The 17837-nt window shown below is 69.7% G+C and carries 17 protein-coding genes; 15 read left to right on the forward strand and 2 right to left on the reverse strand.

Features of this window, described 5'->3' with window-relative positions:
• Positions 1-290 precede the first annotated feature (290 nt).
• Complete coding sequence (locus QRX50_RS04515; protein ID WP_285970708.1) at positions 291-1331, forward strand: methyltransferase; 1041 nt, start codon at positions 291-293, stop codon at positions 1329-1331.
• On the opposite strand, the gene QRX50_RS04520 is transcribed toward QRX50_RS04515, so the two are convergent.
• Positions 1318-2004, reverse strand: a complete 687-nt coding sequence (locus QRX50_RS04520; protein ID WP_285970709.1) for a hypothetical protein — start codon at positions 2002-2004, stop codon at positions 1318-1320. The two genes, QRX50_RS04515 and QRX50_RS04520, sit on opposite strands and share 14 nt — an antisense overlap.
• A 216-nt stretch (positions 2005-2220) precedes the next feature.
• Between QRX50_RS04520 and QRX50_RS04525 the strand changes: the two genes are divergently transcribed.
• Positions 2221-3369 (forward strand): sialidase family protein, encoded by a 1149-nt coding sequence (locus QRX50_RS04525; RefSeq protein WP_285970710.1) that lies wholly within the window; start codon positions 2221-2223, stop codon positions 3367-3369.
• Between the two features lie 43 nt (positions 3370-3412).
• Positions 3413-4297: a glucose-1-phosphate thymidylyltransferase RfbA gene (rfbA, locus tag QRX50_RS04530; RefSeq protein WP_285970711.1), complete on the forward strand. Its 885-nt coding sequence runs from the start codon at positions 3413-3415 to the stop codon at positions 4295-4297.
• 16 nt (positions 4298-4313) lie between these two features.
• Here the strand turns inward: rfbA and htpX are convergent, their stop codons facing one another.
• Positions 4314-5162: a zinc metalloprotease HtpX gene (gene htpX, locus QRX50_RS04535; protein ID WP_285970712.1), complete on the reverse strand. Its 849-nt coding sequence runs from the start codon at positions 5160-5162 to the stop codon at positions 4314-4316.
• A gap of 218 nt (positions 5163-5380) precedes the next feature.
• On the opposite strand from htpX, the gene QRX50_RS04540 reads away from it, so the two are divergent.
• From QRX50_RS04540 to QRX50_RS04595, 12 genes are all read left to right on the forward strand, one after another.
• Positions 5381-6283, forward strand: coding sequence for a YncE family protein (locus tag QRX50_RS04540; protein WP_285970713.1), 903 nt, complete (start codon positions 5381-5383; stop codon positions 6281-6283).
• Between the two features lie 39 nt (positions 6284-6322).
• Positions 6323-7198 carry an LLM class F420-dependent oxidoreductase gene (locus QRX50_RS04545; protein ID WP_285970714.1) on the forward strand — a complete coding sequence of 292 codons (876 nt, stop codon included), beginning with the start codon at positions 6323-6325 and terminating at the stop codon, positions 7196-7198.
• 286 nt (positions 7199-7484) lie between these two features.
• Positions 7485-8720: a class I SAM-dependent methyltransferase gene (locus tag QRX50_RS04550; RefSeq protein WP_285970715.1), complete on the forward strand. Its 1236-nt coding sequence runs from the start codon at positions 7485-7487 to the stop codon at positions 8718-8720.
• Positions 8717-9505, forward strand: coding sequence for a sugar phosphate nucleotidyltransferase (locus QRX50_RS04555; protein WP_285970716.1), 789 nt, complete (start codon positions 8717-8719; stop codon positions 9503-9505). Before QRX50_RS04550 ends, QRX50_RS04555 begins: the two co-directional genes overlap by 4 nt.
• Positions 9502-10149 carry a PIG-L deacetylase family protein gene (locus QRX50_RS04560; RefSeq protein ID WP_285970717.1) on the forward strand — a complete coding sequence of 216 codons (648 nt, stop codon included), beginning with the start codon at positions 9502-9504 and terminating at the stop codon, positions 10147-10149. The genes QRX50_RS04555 and QRX50_RS04560 overlap by 4 nt, the downstream gene beginning before the upstream one ends.
• A 5-nt stretch (positions 10150-10154) precedes the next feature.
• A complete protein-coding gene (locus tag QRX50_RS04565; RefSeq protein WP_285970718.1) occupies positions 10155-11177 on the forward strand; it encodes an NAD-dependent epimerase/dehydratase family protein in 1023 nt (340 codons plus the stop codon).
• Positions 11177-12442, forward strand: a complete 1266-nt coding sequence (locus QRX50_RS04570) for a DUF4910 domain-containing protein (protein ID WP_285970719.1) — start codon at positions 11177-11179, stop codon at positions 12440-12442. Before QRX50_RS04565 ends, QRX50_RS04570 begins: the two co-directional genes overlap by 1 nt.
• 41 nt (positions 12443-12483) lie before the next feature.
• On the forward strand, positions 12484-13830 hold the full coding sequence (locus QRX50_RS04575; protein ID WP_285974357.1) for an MATE family efflux transporter: 1347 nt from the start codon (positions 12484-12486) through the stop codon (positions 13828-13830).
• Positions 13827-14780 carry a glycosyltransferase family 2 protein gene (locus QRX50_RS04580; RefSeq protein WP_285970720.1) on the forward strand — a complete coding sequence of 318 codons (954 nt, stop codon included), beginning with the start codon at positions 13827-13829 and terminating at the stop codon, positions 14778-14780. Before QRX50_RS04575 ends, QRX50_RS04580 begins: the two co-directional genes overlap by 4 nt.
• The gene (locus QRX50_RS04585; protein ID WP_285970721.1) at positions 14777-15961 is read left to right on the forward strand and encodes a polysaccharide pyruvyl transferase family protein; all 1185 of its coding nucleotides are present in this window, start codon (positions 14777-14779) and stop codon (positions 15959-15961) included. The genes QRX50_RS04580 and QRX50_RS04585 overlap by 4 nt, the downstream gene beginning before the upstream one ends.
• Complete coding sequence (gene rfbC / locus QRX50_RS04590; RefSeq protein WP_285970722.1) at positions 15958-16500, forward strand: dTDP-4-dehydrorhamnose 3,5-epimerase; 543 nt, start codon at positions 15958-15960, stop codon at positions 16498-16500. The genes QRX50_RS04585 and rfbC overlap by 4 nt, the downstream gene beginning before the upstream one ends.
• Positions 16501-16520: 20 nt before the next feature.
• Positions 16521-17831, forward strand: coding sequence for a glutamate-1-semialdehyde 2,1-aminomutase (locus tag QRX50_RS04595; RefSeq protein ID WP_285970723.1), 1311 nt, complete (start codon positions 16521-16523; stop codon positions 17829-17831).
• Positions 17832-17837: the final 6 nt, after the last annotated feature.

The raw sequence follows: 17837 nt of genomic DNA on the forward strand, positions 1-17837 counted from the left end.
GCGCACGCGGTAGTCGTCGGCGCCGACGGGTTTCGCGGGCGGCAGGGGGATCACGCGCCCGACCTGGGAGTCCCATCCCTGGCGCAGCACTTCGGGCCAGTCGCGCGCGTGCGCGGGCACCGTCACGTCCACGGAGTACTTCCGACGGGTTTGCACACCCGTGCCACGAACACCATGGCGCGCAGATTCAACGAACGCGGCGGCGAAGTCCAATCGGGCAGACCCGCGCGATTTCTAGCGTGACCTCGGCACCGCCGGAAGCACCGGCACTCGCCGAGGGAGGACCCGCCATGCCCACCGACCCGCTCGCGACCACCGACTCGGCGGACGACGCCGAGTTGATGCTGCACCTGCTCACCGGCGGCTGGGTCGCCCAGATCCTGCGCACCACGGCCACGCTGAACATCGCCGACCACCTCGCCGACGGCCCCGCCAACGCCGCGGAAGTCGCCGAGCGGGTGAGCAGCGACCCGCGCACGACGTACCGGCTGATGCGCGCCGCGGCGTCGCTCGGGGTTCTGAGCCACGAAGGCGAGCGCAGGTTCGGGCTGACGCCGCTGGGCGGGCTGCTGCGCTCCGACGTGCCGGGGTCGATGCGGTCGCTCGTGATGGTCCAGAACGAGCACGCCCACTGGCAGGCGTGGGAGCGGCTGCCCGACGCCGTGCGCACCGGACGCACCCAGATGCGCGAAACCCACGGCACGGACCTGTTCGGTTACTTCGGCCGTCCCGAAAACGCGGGGGAAGCGGCACTTTTCGCGCGCGCCATGGGAGATCTGTCCGGTTTGGTCACGCAGGGCGCGATTGCTGCGGTCGACACCACGGGCGTGACCACGGTCGTCGACGCCGGCGGCGCGGACGGCGACTTCGTGCTCGGCCTGATGGCCTCGAACCCGCAGCTGCGCGGGCAGGTGCTCGAACTGCCGCACGCCGTGCCGGGCGCCCGCGCGGAGGCCGAGCGGCGTGGCCTGGCCGACCGCTTCACCGCCGTCGAGGGCGACTTCTTCGACGCCGTCCCGCCCGCGGACTTGTACCTGCTGAAGATGATCCTCCACGACTGGTCCGACGAGAGCTGCCTCACGATCCTGCGCAACTGCCGCGCGGCCGTGACCGAAGGCGGCCGGCTGCTCGTCGTCGAGATGGTGATCGGCGAACTCGGCAAACCCGACTTCGCGACGCGCGCCGACACGGACATGCTCACCGCGACCGAGGGCATGGAACGCGACCTCGACGAGTACGACGCGTTGTTCGCGGCGTCGGGTTGGCGGCGCGAGAAGACGTATCCCGTGGGTGGGGGCCACTCGGTGCTGGAGCTCGTCACGAAGCCGTGAACGTCCACTGGCCCTCGTACGCCTGGACCTCCACGAGCGTCGGGCCCGGCACGGGGAAGTCGGCCGTGGTGGCGCCGATCTCGTTGACCGCCAGGTCCATGGTGCCGCCGCCCTGGACCCAGACGGCGGAGTTGCCCCGGGAGGCGGTCTTGAAGGTCGCGTGGGTGACGCCGGCGGGGATCGACAGCACCGCGTCGCCCTTGGCGGAGTAGGGCTTGCCCGCGGTGAGGGTGGGCAGGGTGCGGTGGTCGGACAGGGTGGCGGTCCACGAGGAGTTCGCGGTGATCGTGAGGGTGCGGGACGGGTCGCGGCCTTCGGTGACGTTGAACCAGACCGTGCCGTGATACGCGCCGATGGCGTTGATGAGCGAGTTCTCGTCGCCGTCGGTGTGGACGAAGATGTTGGAGTCGCAGCGCGGGCAGTCGAAGGTGAGGTAGCCGGGGACGTCGGTGGGCCACGACAACTGAACCGTGGCGTCGCCCTTGCCGGTGTGGGTTTCCGTCGGGGCTTCCAGGCGACGCGGCGGCGGGGGCGGCGCGACCGAAGTCGGCGAAGGCGCGTCGAGACCCGGCGACCCCAGAAGCACCCCGTGCCCCGACGGCTGAACGCTGCACGAGGCCGTGACCAGGCCCGCGAGCAGCAGCACCGCAACACGCCCGCGGACGCGCGTCATCCGACATTCCCCCTCGTGAGCCGCCGCGCGGCTCTCTCGTGATCTTTCGTCACCCTTTGACAATCCGTTACCTCCACCTGACACCCGAACGGGCGGGCCAAACCCCTCGACCGGGTGGAGTCCCGGCGCTGACCTGCGGAAGCGCCCCAAAGCGGGCCGGACCGGGCGCGGTTGCGTGGTGTAATCGCGCGGCCCGCCCGCGAGAGAGGTTCGTCGATGCGCCGTTGGACACCCGTGATCGCCTTCCTCACGTCACTGGTGGTGCTGGCCGCCGGGCTCACGCCCGCGTCGGCCGTGGTCGACAAGCAGCAGCTCGTGCCGGGATACGGCTCGTACGCGCGGCTGATCCGGCTGCAGTACTCGCCGTTCGGCAAGGGCCACATCCTCGCGTCGGTCACGAGTGAGGACGGGAACGGCAAGTTCACGCCCATCATGGAGAGCACCGACGAGGGCGCGAGCTTCCACAAGATCGGCGAGATCCGCGACCCCGACGGCAAGCTCGGCGAATGCTGCGGCACCCTCTACGAGCTGCCCCAACGCGTCGGCCGGCTGCGCGCGGGCACGGTGCTGTGGGCCGCGAGCTACCGGCAGGACGCGGGCGCGCAGCGGCGCATCGGCATCAAGGTCTGGGCCAGCTCCGACGGCGGGAAGCGCTGGACGTACCTGTCCGAGGCCGCGATCTCGCACAACCACGACGGCATCTGGGAGCCCGAGTTCACCGTCGACGCCGGCGGCACGCTCTGGCTGCACTACGCCGACGAGACGCAAGCCCCGAAGTACGCGCAGGTGCTCAACCGCGTCGCGTCCACCGACGGGATCCACTGGGGCACCAAGCAGCTCACGCTGGCCATCCCGCCCGACCGCGTCCGCCCGGGCATGCCGATCATCCGGCGCCTGCCCGACGGCCGCTACTGGTTCAGCTACGAGATCTGCAACTACGGCGACCGCTACTGCGACCCGTATTACAAGATCTCCACGGACGGCGCGAACTGGGGCGATCCGGCCGATCCGGGCACACGCGTGAACACCGCCAGCGGCAACTACTTCCAGCACGCGCAGACCGTCACGCTCTTCCCGGGCGGGCCGAACGGTGTGCGGCTCGTGATGGTCGGGCAGATCTACACCAACGCCAAGGGCACACCCGTGGCCGGCAACGGCCAGACCTTGCTCGCCAACGACAACCTCGGCGCCGGCAACTGGTACCCGCTGCCCGCCCCCATCCTCATCACCGGCATCTACAACAACTTCTGCCCCAACTACTCGTCGACGCTGCTGCCGGTCGACGGCGGCAAGAACGTGGTGGAGATCGCCACCGAGTACAACCTCGGCTGCAAGGCCTACTTCGGCAAAGGTCCGATGGGCTGACACACTCACTCGGTACGGTGAATCGCCACGAGTGAGGAGACGGATGAAGGGCATCGTGCTGGCGGGGGGCAGCGGAACGCGTCTGCACCCGATCACGCAGGCCGTGTCGAAGCAGCTGCTGCCGGTCTACGACAAGCCGATGATCTACTACCCGATCTCGGTGCTCATGCTGGCGGGGATCCGGGAGATCCTGGTGATCTCCACGCCGGCCGACCTGCCGAACTTCCGGCGCCTGCTGGGCGACGGCAGCCAGTTCGGGCTGTCGTTCAGCTTCGCCGAGCAGCCCAGCCCCAACGGCCTGGCCGAGGCCTTCGTCATCGGCGCCGACTTCGTGGGTGACGACTCCGTGGCCCTGGTCCTGGGCGACAACATCTTCTACGGCCAGGGTTTCTCGCACACCCTGCAGGACGCGTCGACCGACCTCGACGGCTGCGTGCTCTTCGGCTATCGCGTCAAGGACCCCGAGCGCTACGGCGTCGGCGAGATCGACGGGGCCGGCAAGCTCGTGTCGATCGAGGAGAAGCCGGTTTCGCCGCGGTCCAACAACGCGATCACCGGGCTCTACTTCTACGACAACGGGGTCGTCGACATCTCGCGCGCGCTCAAGCCGTCGCACCGCGGCGAGCTGGAGATCACGGACGTCAACCTCACCTACCTGCGCGAAGGCCGCGCCACCCTCATCGAGCTCAGCCGCGGCTTCGCCTGGCTCGACACAGGCACGCACGACTCGCTGCTGGAAGCCGGGCAGTTCGTGCAGGTGCTGGAACACCGCACGGGCGTGCGCATCGCCTGCCTGGAGGAGATCGCGGCCCGGATGGGCTTCATCAGCGCGGACGAGTGTTACGCGCTGGGCACGAAGCTGGCGAAGTCGGGGTATGGGGACTACGTGATGAGCGTGGCGCAGTCGTTGGGTTCGACGGGAGCCTAGGGACGGGGGCGCTAGCTCAGAAGCCCCGCGCCATGGCTTCCAGGCGGCGGATGCGGTCCTCGATCGGCGGGTGCGTGGAGAACAGCTTCGACAGGCCCGCGCCCGGGCGGAACGGGTTGGCGATCATCAGGTGGGACTGCGAGACGACCGCCGGTTCGGGGGCCAGCGGCGCCGCGCGGGTGCCGCTGTCCAGTTTGCGCAGGGCCGAGGCCAGGGCGAGCGGGTCGCCCGTCAGCTCGGCGCCCGAGGCGTCCGCCTGGTACTCGCGGGAGCGGCTGACGGCGAGCTTGATCACCGACGCCGCGATGGGGCCGACGAGGACGAGCAGCAGGGACACGAACGGGTTGCCGTCGCGGCTGTTGCCGCCGAAGAAGAAGGCCAGGTTGGCGAGCACGCTGATCACGCTGGCGAGCGCGCCGGCGACGCAGGAGATCAGAATGTCCCGGTTGTAGACGTGCGACAGCTCGTGGCCGAGGACGGCGCGCAGCTCGCGCTCGTTGAGCAGGTCGAGGATGCCCGTGGTGCAGCACACGGCGGCGTGCTGCGGGCTGCGGCCGGTGGCGAACGCGTTGGGCGCGACCGTCGGGCTGAGGTAGAGCGCGGGCATCGGCTGGCGCGCGGTGGTGGCCAGCTCGCGCACGATGCGGTACATCGCGGGCTGCTCGACCTCCGACACGGGCCGCGCGCGCATCGCACGCAGCGCGAGCTTCTCGGAGTTGAAGTACGCGAACGCGTTGACCCCGAGCGCCAGGAGCAGGCCGATGATCAGGGCGCCGCGGCCGAAGAGGCCGCTGATCGCGATGATGATCGCCGACAGCAGACCGAGCAGCAACGCCGTCTTCAGCCCGTTCTGGTGCTTGTGCACGCGGCCCGCCTCCGTCCGCTCTCAGGGGTGATTACTCATCGGAAACAACGCGATCGGGCGACCCGAAGTTCCTTCACATGATCCACCGGCGGGTTAGGGTCGGGAAAGTTTTCCCAGGTGATCATCCTCGGCGGAGGTGGGCGATGCACGGTCCCGAACTGAGCCGACGAGGGCTGTTCGCCCTGGCCATGGCAGGTGTAGCTGGTGTTTGTCTGCCCATGCTCCCCGCGACCGCGTGGGCGGAGCAGGTGAGCGTGGTCGACGTCGGCGGGGCGCTCACGGCCGTCGCGGTGAATCCGGTCACGGGGCTGGTGTACGTGACCGACTCGAACTCCGGCTCCGTCGCCGTGATCGACCCGGCCGCGGGGCGCGTGACCACGATCATCACCGTCGGCGGCAAGCCCAGCGACGTGGCCGTGGACTCGGCCGCCAACCGCGTGTACGTGGCCAACCCGCCGGGCGGCACCGTGATCGCGCTCGACGCGCTGAGCCACCAGACGGTGAGCGTGGTCGGCGCGGGCGCCGGTGCGTCGTCGCTCGCGGTGGACTCGGCGGCGAACAAGGTCTACGCCGTGAGCGGCACCAAGGGGACGCTCGCCGTCCTCGACACCCTCAGCCTCACCACGCAGCAGATGGTGGCCGCGCCGAAGCCGAGCCTCGCGGGGATCGCGCTCGACACCGGGCGCCGCATCGCCTTCTGCACGAGCCCCACCACCGACTCGGTCGAGGTGTACGACATCGACGCCGGCAAGTTCACGAGCAGCGCCGCGGTCGGGGCGTCGCCCACGGGTGTGGTGGTGCACGAGGCGAGCGGCACCGTGTTCGTGGCCAACTCGGCGATCCACCACATGTCCATTGTGGACGCAGTGACGCGCAAGCAGAGCAAGACGGTATTGCTGCGCAGCGAAGCGTCGGCGATCGCCGTGCACCAAGGCACCGACACGATCTACACCAACGGCGGCCAGAACGGACTGTCCCGCGTGGACGGCAAAGCCGGTGTGCTGACGGGCGAGCTGAGCCTCGGCGTGAACCCGGGTGACGTGGCCGTCGACGAGCGTTCGCGAGCTGTTTACGTGACGGATCCCTTGCACGGAACCGTTTCCGTCATCCGCAATTTCTGACCGAGCAGCTGGTGTAACTCCAGGTATACGTTCGGTTTTATGAAACTCGGACTTCAGCTTCCCAATTTCACCTGGCCGAACGGTCCGTCGAAGCTCGGCGCCGACCTGGCCTCCGTGGCGCGCTCGGCCGACCAGGCCGGCTTCGAGTACCTGGCGGTGATGGACCACTTCTTCCAGATCCGCGGCGTCGGGCCGAGCGAGAACGAGATGCTCGAGGCCTACACGGCGCTGGGCTTCCTCGCGGCGCACACCGAGCGCGCGAAGCTGCTCACGGTGATCACCGGCGTGATCTACCGCCACCCGGGCCTGCTCGCGAAGGCCATCACGACCCTCGACGTGCTCTCCGGCGGCCGCGCGATCCTCGGCATCGGCGCCGGCTGGAACGAGGAGGAGTCGAAGGGCCTCGGCTTCCCGTTCCCGTCCACCGCCGAGCGCTTCGAGCTGCTCGAGGAGAACCTGCAGTACATCCTGCAGATGTGGGCCGAGGGCGACGCCGCGTTCTCCAGCAAGCACTTCGAGGCCGAGCGCCTGCTCAACTCGCCCCAGCCGATCACGCGCCCCCACCCGCCGATCATGATCGGCGGCGGCGGTGAGAAGAAGACGCTGCGCTTCGTCGCGAAGTACGGCGATGCGTGCAACATCTTCAACGCCCCCGACGTGGAGCACAAGCTCGACGTGCTGAAGCAGCACTGCGAGAACGAGGGCCGCGACTACGACGAGATCACCAAGACCGTCTACCACACCCTCGACATCGGCCCCAACGGCGAGAAGACGGGCGAGCTCGTGGCCGAGCTGGAGCGCCTCCACGGCCTCGGCTTCCACGCGGCGATCGGCACCATCCCGACGTTGCCGGATGTTTCGGCGATCGAGAAGTTCGGGACCGACGTGATCCCGGCGATCGAGAAGCTGAGCTGAAGCTCTAGACCAGGTTCGTCATCGGATCACCCTTCGCCGCCGGGGTGCGGGAAAAACCCACGCACCCCGGCGCGAAGTTACTCTCCGCACACGGCACCGGGGTTCGGTAAAGACCACCCCAATCCCCCTCTCCCACCAGGAGAACAGGCCGGGAAGAAGCTCCCGGAACCGGTACAGCACATCTCATTCAGAAAACGGTGGTCCACCCCTCACACGCTCACTGTAACGACCCCCCGCTGGTCATCGACGTGTCTAGCACGCAAGCCGCGAGCCGAGGAGCCCGTTGATGACCACATGCCGACTCTGCGGTTCGACAGCCCTGGTGAGTGTCGTCGATCTCGGAGCGACCCCGCCGTGTGAGCGGTTCCTGACCGCGGAACAGCTGGCCGAGCCCGAGAACACCTACCCGCTGCACCTGCAGGTCTGCACGGAGTGCTGGCTGGCGCAGATCCCGCCGCTGATCACTCCCGAGGACACGTTCACCGACTACGCGTACTTCTCGTCGTACTCGACGTCGTGGGTGGAGCACGCGCGCCAGTACGTCACCGAGTCGGCCGGGCGGCTGGGGCTGGGGCCTGGCTCGTTCGTGGTCGAGGTGGCGAGCAACGACGGTTACCTGCTGCAGCACGTCGTCGAGCGGGGCATCCGGTGCCTGGGCATCGAGCCGTCGGTGAACGTCGGGCAGGCGGCGCGCGACAAGGGTGTGCCGACGAAGACGGCGTTCCTCAGTCCCGAGACGGGGCGCGACGTGCGTGAGGAACACGGGCCGGCGGACCTCGTCGCGGCGAACAACGTGTACGCACACATCCCCGACATCATCGGCTTCACCCACGGCCTGCGCGCCCTGGTGGCCGACGACGGCTGGGTCAGCATCGAGGTGCAGCACCTGCTCACGCTGATCAGCGAGAACCAGTACGACACGATCTACCACGAGCACTTCCAGTACTACACCGTGGAATCCGCACGCCGGGCGCTCGCGGTCGGCGGACTGTCCGTTGTGGACGTCGAGCTGCTGCCGACGCACGGCGGCTCGATCCGGCTGTGGGCGCGGCCCACCGCGGTCGCCGGCGAGCCGAGTGCGCGGATGGTCGACGTGCTGGCGCGCGAGAAGGCCGCGGGCCTGCACGAGCTGTCGGGCTACACCGAGTTCGCCGAGCGCGTCACGCGCGTGCGCCTCGACCTGCTGGAGTTCCTGGTCAAGGCGGCCAAGGAGGGCAAGACCGTGGTGGGCTACGGCGCGCCTGGCAAGGGCAACACGCTGCTGAACCACTGCGGCATCCGCCCCGACCTGCTCGCCTACACCGTCGACCGCAACCCGTACAAGCACGGCCGGTTCACCCCGGGCACGCGCGTGCCGATCCTCGAACCCGAGCGGATCGCGGCCGACAAGCCCGACTACGTCCTCGTCCTTCCCTGGAACCTCAGGAAGGAACTCACCGAACAGCTGTCCTATGTAGACGACTGGGGCGGGCGGCTCGTGTTCCCGATCCCCCGTCTCGAGATCGTCGAGGTGAAGCAGTGAAGGTAGTCCTGTTCTGCGGCGGCTACGGCATGCGGATGCGCAACGGAGACCCCTCCGACGTGCCCAAGCCGATGGCCATGGTCGGCCCGAGACCGCTGATCTGGCACGTGATGCGCTACTACGCGCACTTCGGCCACACCGAGTTCGTGCTGTGCCTGGGCTACGGAGCCCACCACATCAAGGAGTTCTTCCTCAACTACAAGGAGACGACGTCCAACGACTTCGTCCTCCGCGACGGCAAGCCGGAGCTGCTCTCCACCGACATCTCCGACTGGACCATCTCGTTCGTGCAGACCGGCATCGAGTCGCCGATCGGCGAGCGCCTGCGCCGCGTGCGCGAGTACCTCGACGGCGACGAGATGTTCCTCGCCAACTACGCCGACGTGCTCACCGACGCACCGCTGGACAAGATGGTCGAGCGCTTCGAGCAGACCGACGCCGGCGCGTCGATGATGGTCGTGCCGCCGCAGTCCTCGTTCCACTGCGTGGAGATGGACGAGGGCGGGCTCATCGGCTCGATCACCCCCGTCAGCGACATGCCGCTGTGGGAGAACGGCGGGTACTTCGTGCTGCGCCAGGAGATCTTCGACCACATCCCGGAGAACGGCGACCTGGTCGCGGACGGCTGTGGCGAGCTCGCCAAGCGCGGCCGGCTGCTGGCCTACCCGTACCGCGGCTTCTGGAAGCCGACCGACACCGTGAAGGAACGCTTCGCGCTTGACGAGGGCTACACCCGCGGCGACCGGCCGTGGGCCTTGTGGGAACGGGACCGGGTGCACGCGTGATCAACCTGCTTCCGCAGCGGCTCGGCAGCGTCGTGGTGCTGGGTGCGCACTGCGACGACATCGCCATCGGCGCCGGCGGGACGCTGCTCACGCTCTGCGGGCAGCGGCCCGGCCTCCGCGTCGACGCGCTGGTGCTCTCGGGCGGCGGCACCGAACGTGAGGCCGAGGAACGGGCGGCGCTCGCCGCGTTCTGCCCGGGCGCGAACCTCGACGTCACGGTGCTGAAGCTCCCCGACGGCCGCCTCCCGGCCCATTGGGACGAGGCCAAGAACGCGCTGGAAGAGCTCAAGCAGCGCACCGACCCGGACGTGGTCTTCGCACCGCGCACGGTCGACGCGCACCAGGACCACTGCGGCCTCGCGCAGCTGGTGCCCACGGTCTTCCGCGGGTACCTGGCGCTGGGCTACGAAATCGTGAAGTGGGACGGCGACCTCGGCCGGCTGGCGGCCTACGTCCCGCTCGCGGACGAGCTGGCCGAGCGGAAGGTGCGGCTGCTGCAGGAGCATTACGCCTCCCAGCGGCACCGTCCCTGGTACGACCGCGAGGCCTTCCTCGGCCTCGCCCGCATCCGCGGCATCGAGTGCCAGCAGCGGTACGCGGAAGCGTTCGAAGTGAACAAACTCATTCTCGACTTGAGGGGCTGACTGACATGCGGGTGTTGCTGACCGGGCACACGGGATATCTCGGCACGGTGATGGCGCCGGTGCTCACCGAAGCCGGGCACGACGTCGTCGGCCTCGACTCCGGGCTCTTCGCGGGCTGTCTCCTGGGGCCGGCGCCGAAGGAGGTGCCGTCGATCACCGTCGACCTGCGCGACGTGCGGCCCGAGCACCTCGAGGGCTTCGACGCGGTGATCCACCTGGCGGCGCTGTCGAACGACCCGCTGGGCTCGCTCGCGCCGGAGCTCACCTACGACATCAACCACCACGCGTCGGTCCGGCTCGCGGAGCTGGCCAAGGACGCCGGCGTCGGCCGGTACCTCTACGCGTCCACGTGCTCGGTCTACGGTGCCTCGGGCGGCGGCGGCCTGGTCGACGAGGACGCGCCGCTGCGGCCGGTGACGCCGTACGCGGAGTCGAAGGTGCGCGTGGAGGACGAGGTTTCGAAGCTCGCCGACTCCTCGTTTTCGCCCGTGTATCTGCGCAACGCCACCGCGTTCGGCTTCTCGCCGCGGCTGCGCGCCGACATCGTGCTCAACAACCTCGTGGGCCACGCCTACCTCTCCGGCGAGGTGCTCGTGCTGTCCGACGGCACGCCGTGGCGCCCGCTGGTCCACGCGCGGGACATCGCCCGCGCCTTCACGGCCGCGCTCGAGGCGCCGCGCGAGGCCGTGCACAACAAGGCGTTCAACATCGGCACCGAGCGCAACAACGTGACGGTGGCGGAGATCGCGCAGGAGGTCGTGGAGGCCGTGCCCGGCTCGAAGCTGCGGATCACCGGCGAGGCCGGCGCCGACCCGCGCTCGTACCGCGTGGACTTCTCGCGTTTCCGCGAGGCGATCCCGGGCTTCGAGTGCGAGTGGGGTGTTAAGGACGGCGCGCTGCAGTTGATCGACGCCTACCGCGCCTACGAGCTCACCAAGCAGCAGTTCGAGCGGCGCTTCACGCGGCTCAACTGGCTGTCCGACCGCCAGGCCGCGGGGGCCGTCGACGACACGCTGCGGCAGCGCTGATGCTCACGGGGGGCGAGATGCACGCGCTGGTGGAGCGGCTTTACCCGCTCTGCCGCAGCATCACGGGGGACGGCGTCCGGCAGACGCTGGCGATCGTCGGTGAGCACCTGGGCCTGCAGGTCCACGAGGTGCCCACCGGCACGCAGGTGCTGGACTGGACCGTGCCGCAGGAGTGGAACATCCGCGACGCGTTCGTCGCGGATGCCTCCGGCCGGCGCGTGATCGACTTCCGCGCGTCGAACCTGCACGTGGTCGGCTACAGCGTGCCGGTGGACGAGACCATGAGCCTCGCCGAGCTGCGCGGACGTCTGCACACGCTGCCCGAAAGCCCCTCCTGGGTCCCGTACCGCACCAGCTACTACTCGCCCACCTGGGGTTTCTGCGTCGCGCAGGACGTGCTCGACGCGTTGCCCGAAGGCGATTACCACGTGAAGATCGACTCGACGCTGGCCGACGGCTCGCTGACCTACGGCGAGCACGTGGTGCCCGGCGAGGTGAGCGACGAGGTGATCGTTTCGTGCCACGTCTGCCACCCGTCGCTGGCCAACGACAACCTCGCGGGCATCGCGGTCGCGGTGTCGCTGGCGCAGCAGCTGGCTGAAGAGAAGCCGCACTTCACGTACCGCTTCCTGTTCATGCCGGGCACGATCGGCGCGATCACGTGGCTCGCGCGCAACGCCGAGCACGTGGATCGCGTGAAGCACGGCGTGGTGCTGGCCTGCGCCGGCGACCGCGGCTCGTTGACGTACAAGCAAAGCCGCCGCGGTGACGCGGACATCGACCGCGTGATGGCCCACGTGCTCAAGGACAAGCCGCACGAGATCCGCGAGTTCTCGCCGTACGGCTACGACGAGCGGCAGTTCTGCTCCCCCGGCTTCAACCTCGGCGTCGGGTCCCTCACGCGCACGCCGTACGCGGGTTACCCCGAGTACCACACGTCGGCCGACAACCCGGCCTTCGTTTCACCGGAGGCCATGGAGGACACGCTCGACACGCTGCAGACGGCGTTCGCCGTGCTGGAGCGCAACCGTCGCTACGTGAACCTCAGCCCCTACGGCGAGCCGCAGCTCGGCAAGCGCGGGCTGTACGACTCGCTCGGCGGCCGCAGCGACGCCAAGGAAGCGCAGCTGGCGATGCTGTGGGTGCTGTCCTACTCCGACGGCGAGCACAGCCTCCTCGACATCGCCGAACGCGCGGGCCTGCCGTTCGGCGCCGTGGCCACCGCGGCCCAGGCCCTGCAGGTCGCCGGCCTGCTCAAGGAGTGAGGCCGGTGCCCGGGATCCTGCGTTCACGGGCCGTCCGCGCCATGGCGGGGCGGCTGAGCTGGGGCCTGGGCGACCAGGCCGTGTCGAGCCTGACCAACTTCGTGGTTGGCCTCTACGTCGCGCGGTCTCTGGGCGCGGCGGCGTTCGGCCTGTTCAGCATCGCGTGGGTCACCTACGGCGTGATCCTCAACGTCTCGCGCGGCGTGGCCACCGACCCGCTGATGGTGCGGTTCTCCGGCGTCGCCAAGGCGCGCTGGCGCGAGGCGCTCGGCCAGGCGGTGGGCACGGCGCTGCTCGTGGGTGTCGCGAGCGGCGTGGTGAGTGTCCTTTTCGGACTGCTCGTGGGCGGGTCGCTGGGCGGCGCGTTCGTGGCGCTCGGGGTGGTGCTGCCGTTCCTGCTGGTGCAGGACTCGTGGCGGTTCGGCTTCTTCGCCGCGGGCACCGGGCAGAAGGCGTTCGTGAACGACGGGATCCAGGCCGTGGCGCTGTTCCCGGCACTGGTGATCGGCGCGCGCTACGGCACCGTGGTCGCGTTCCTGCTGGCCTGGGGCTGTTCGGCCGGCGTCGCGGCGGCATTCGGGTGGGTGCAGACGAGCGTGCTGCCGCGGCTGGGCGGGGTGCGCGCGTGGCTGCGCGACCACCGCGAGCTGGGCGTGCGCTACCTGCTGGAGAACGTGAGCAACAGCGGGTCTTCGCAACTGCGCGCGTACGGGCTGGGCGCGCTCGCCGGCCTCGCCGCCGTGGGCACGGTGCGCGGTGCGGAGCAGCTGCTCGGGCCGTTCCTCGCGTTGCTGATGGGGCTGTCGCTGGTCACGGTCGCGGAGGGCGCGCGGGTGCTGCAGCGCTCGCCGCACCGGCTGTGGCACTTCTGCGTGATCCTCGGCGGCGTGCAGGCCGCAGCCGCACTGGTGTGGGGCCTCGGGTTGCTGCTGCTCATCCCCGCCGAGGCGGGCCGGTTCGTGCTCGGTTCGCTGTGGGACACCTCGTCACTGCTCATCCTGCCGGTCACGTTCGCCGTGGTCGGCGCGAGCTTCACGACCGGCGCGACGGCGGGTCTGCGGGCGCTGGGCACGGCGAAGCGCAGCCTGCGTTCACAGCTGATCGCCTCGGTGTTGTACGTCGTGTTCGGCCTGATCGGGGCCGCGCTGGGTGGTGCGGCCGGGTCGGAGTGGGGCGTCGCGATCGCGACGATCACCGGTTCGGCCGTGTGGTGGTGGCAGCTGCGGATCGCGCTGCGCGACCACTTCGCCATCGCCGACAACGTGCCCGCGACGCCGGCGCCACGCACGGGCGAGCATTCCCTCGAGTTCCACCCGGTGTCGGGTTCGTTCAGCCATGAAGAGCTTCATTCGGCGTCAGACGGAATGACAGAAATGAGAACGGGATGAGCACGGTTCCCCGGCTGACCATCGGTCTGCCCGTGTACAACGGCGAGGAGTTCCTGGGCGAGGCGCTTGACGCGTTGCTCGGTCAGACGTACGAGGACTTCGAACTGGTCATCTCCGACAACGCGTCGGCCGACGGCACCGAAGAGATCTGCCGCCAGTACGCGGAGAAGGACTCGCGCATCCGCTACGTGCGCCAGGCCCGCAACATCGGCGCGACGCCCAACCACAACGTCCTGCTCGACCTCGCGCGCGGCGAGCTGTTCAAGTGGGCCTCGCACGACGACCTCTACGGACGCGAGCTGCTGGCCAAGTGCGTCGCGGTGCTCGACGAGCGGCCCGAGGTGATCCTGGCGCACTCGCACCAGGCGATCATCGACGAGATCGGCGCCGTGACCGTGCCGCTGGACTACGTGCACAAGACCGACGCGCCCCGGCCGTCGACGCGGTTCAAGAGCCTGCTGTTCGAACCCGGCGGCGACGACTTCTACGGCGTGATGCGCACCGACGTGCTGCGCCGTGTGACGCCGATGGACAGCTACCACCACGCCGACCGCACGTACGTGGCCGAGCTGGCGCTGCACGGGCCCTTCCACCAGGTGCCGGAGCTGCTGTACTTCCGCCGCGACCACCCGGACCGCGCCGAGCGCGCGAACCCGAGCAAACGTTCGCGGTGCGCGAACCTCGACCCGAAGCGCGGCAACCCGATCACGAACCCGACGGCGCGGCTGCTGGCCGAGTACGTGTGGGGTTACGTGCACGGCATCCGCAAGGCGCCGCTGTCCTCGCGCGAACGCCGGGCTTGTTACCTCGCGCTGGTCGAGTGGTTCACGAGCCGGGCCCGCCCGGGCGGCGGCGGGGAGCGGGTGGAGGACCGCGCGCCGGTGGCGGCCGACGAGCTGTCGCTGACCGTCGACCTGGTCGTGGCCGGCCGCGAACGGCGGGTTTCGTGACCACACGCGTCGGCGTGTTCGGGCTCCTGGGCTCGGGCAACCTCGGCAACGACGGGTCGCTGGAAGCCGTGCTCGGTTTCCTGCGCGCGGAACACCCGGACGCCGCGGTGACGGCGTTCTGCGGCGGGCCGGATGTCGTGCAGGCCCGCTACGGCGTGCCCGCGGTGCGGCTGAACTGGTACTCCGACGAGTACCGCACGGCGGTCGGCGTGCGCGCGATCGCCACGAAGGCGCTGGGCAAGCTCGTCGACCTGGTGCGCACGGCGCTCTGGGTGCGCCGCCAGCACGTGGTGATCGTGCCGGGCATGGGCGTGCTGGAGGCGACGCTCCCGTTACGGCCGTGGGGTTTCCCCTACTCGTTGTTCCTGCTTTCGCTGCTGGGTCGGCTGTTCGGCACGAAGGTCGCGCTCGTCAGCGTGGGCGCCGACCGGATCACGATGCCGGCCACGCGGTTCCTGGTGCGGCAGGCGGCGCAGCTCGCCGCGTACCGGTCCTACCGCGACGAGCTGTCGCGCTCGGCCATGGCGGGCATGGGCGTGCGGACCGCGGGTGACGGCGTGTACCCGGACCTCGCGTTCGCGCTGCCGACGCCGGTCGCGGACGAGGATCCCCGGGCCGTGGGGGTCGGCGTGATGGCCTACTACGGCGGGAACGACGACCGCGCGCGCGGCGAGGAGATCTACCGGTCCTATGTGGACTCCCTGACGGAGTTCGTGCGGTACCTCGTGGCCGACGGGCGGCCGGTGCGGCTGTTCATCGGCGACCGGGCCGACCTCGCCGTGGTGGACGAGATCGTGGCCACGGTCGACTCACCGCTGGTCACGGCCGAGCCGCCGGGGTCGCTGGGCGAGCTGATGACCGCGATGGCCGGCGTGGGCACCGTGGTGGCCACGCGCTACCACAACGTGTTGTGCGCGTTGAAGGCCGGAAAACCGACGGTTGCGATGGGTTACGCGAAGAAGAATGACGTGCTGATGGCGGAAATGGGCCTCGGCGAGTTCTGCCAGGAGGCGCGGTCGGTGGACGTGCCACGGCTGATCGCGCAGTTCGAGGAGCTGGAAAGCCGCGCGCCGGAACTGAAAGCGACGCTGGACGAGCGCAACGAGGGCAACAAGCAACGCCTGAAATCCCAGTTCGCCGTGCTGTCATCCATCCTGTTCCCCATTTCGGAGGCCCGATGAAAGCCATTCCCGTGCCGGCGATCTCCGGCCTGATCCTCTTCCAGCCGACCCCGCACCGCGACGAGCGCGGGTTCTTCTCGCGCACGTTCGACGCGGACGTCGCGCGGTCTGTCGGCATCGACCCGGACGCGTTTGTGCAGGACAGCGTGTCGCGGTCCGTGCGGGGCGTGGTGCGCGCGATGCACCTGCGCTCGGGCGACGGCGAGGCGAAGCTGGTGCGGTGCTCGTTCGGCGAGGTGTTCGACGTGGTCGTGGACCTGCGGCCGGAGTCGCCGACTTTCCGGGCCATGGAGACGTTCCGGCTTTCCGGCGACACCCAGGTGAGCGTTTACATCCCCGCCGGGTGCGCGCACGGGTTTCAGGCACTTTCCGATCTCGCTGACGTCTCGTATCGCATCGACCGCGTGCACAATCCGGACGAAGACGTCAGTATCGCCTACAACGATCCCGAACTCGCCATTCCGTGGCCACTGCCGGCCACGCTGATGTCCGAACGCGACAAGTCGGCGCCGTCGCTGGCCGATGCCTTGCGCACTTGAGACCCTAGAAGGTGACCACAATGGACCTGCCCCGCTCCCGTGCCGCGAACGAGCGGCTGCACCGGGTGATCCCCGGCGGCGCGCACACCTACGCCAAGGGTGAGGACCAGTACCCCGAGCACCTCGCGCCCGTGATCTCCCACGGCCGCGGCGCGCACGTGTGGGACGTCGACGGCAACGAGTACGTGGAGTACGGCTCGGGCCTGCGGTCGGTGAGCCTCGGGCACGCCCACCCACGCGTGACCGAGGCCGTGCGCCGCGAGATCGAGCGCGGCAGCAACTTCGCGCGTCCGTCCATTGTGGAAGCCGAGGCTGCGGAGCGGTTCCTCGAGAACGTGCCGACCTCGGACATGGTCAAGTTCACCAAGAACGGCTCCGACGCGACGACGGCCGGCGTGCGGCTCGCGCGCGCCGTGACCGGCCGGCCGCTGGTCGCGTTGTGCGCCGACCACGCGTTCTTCTCCACCGACGACTGGTTCATCGGCACCACGGCGATGGCGGCCGGCATCCCGGGTGAGATCACCTCGTTGACCGTGCGCTTCCCGTACGGCGACCTCGCCGCGGCCGAAGCCTTGCTGCAGCAGCACGACGGGCAGATCGCGTGCCTGATCCTGGAGGCCGCCACGCAGCAGGACCCGCCGGACGGGTATCTCGCGGGCCTGCGCGACCTCGCCCACCGCTACGGCGCGCTGCTGGTCTTCGACGAGATGATCACCGGCTTCCGCTTCTCCGAGCACGGTGCGCAGGGCCTGTTCGGCGTGACACCGGACCTCTCGACGTTCGGCAAGGCGCTCGGCAACGGCTTCGCCGTGTCCGCGCTGGCGGGCCGCCGCGAGTTCATGGAGCTCGGCGGCCTGCGCGACCCGCGCGACCGCGTGTTCCTCCTGTCCACCACCCACGGCGCCGAGACGCACTCGCTTGCCGCGGCGATGGCCGTGATGGACACGTACGAAGCCGAGGACGTCACCGCCCGGCTGCACGCGCTGGGCGCGCGGCTGGCCGCCGGCGTCCGCGAGGTGGCGGCGTCGCACGGCGTGGCCGACCACGTGGTGGTCCGCGGCCGCGACAGCAACCTGGTCTTCGGCACGCTCGACGCGTCCGGCGCGCCGTCCCAGGACTACCGGACGTTGTTCCTGCGCCAGCTCGTGACGGGCGGCGTGCTGGGGCCGTCGTTCGTGGTCAGCGCGGCCCTGACGGACGCGGACATCGACCACACCGTCGAGGTCGTCGCCGCGGCCTGCGTGGTTTACCGCAAGGCACTGGACGCGGGCGACCCGTCGCCGTGGCTGGGCGGGCGGCCAGTGAAGCCGGTGTTCCGGCGCAAGGCCTGATCAACG

Source organism: Amycolatopsis sp. 2-15 (assembly GCF_030285625.1).
Taxonomy (GTDB): Bacteria; Actinomycetota; Actinomycetes; order Mycobacteriales; family Pseudonocardiaceae; genus Amycolatopsis; species Amycolatopsis carbonis.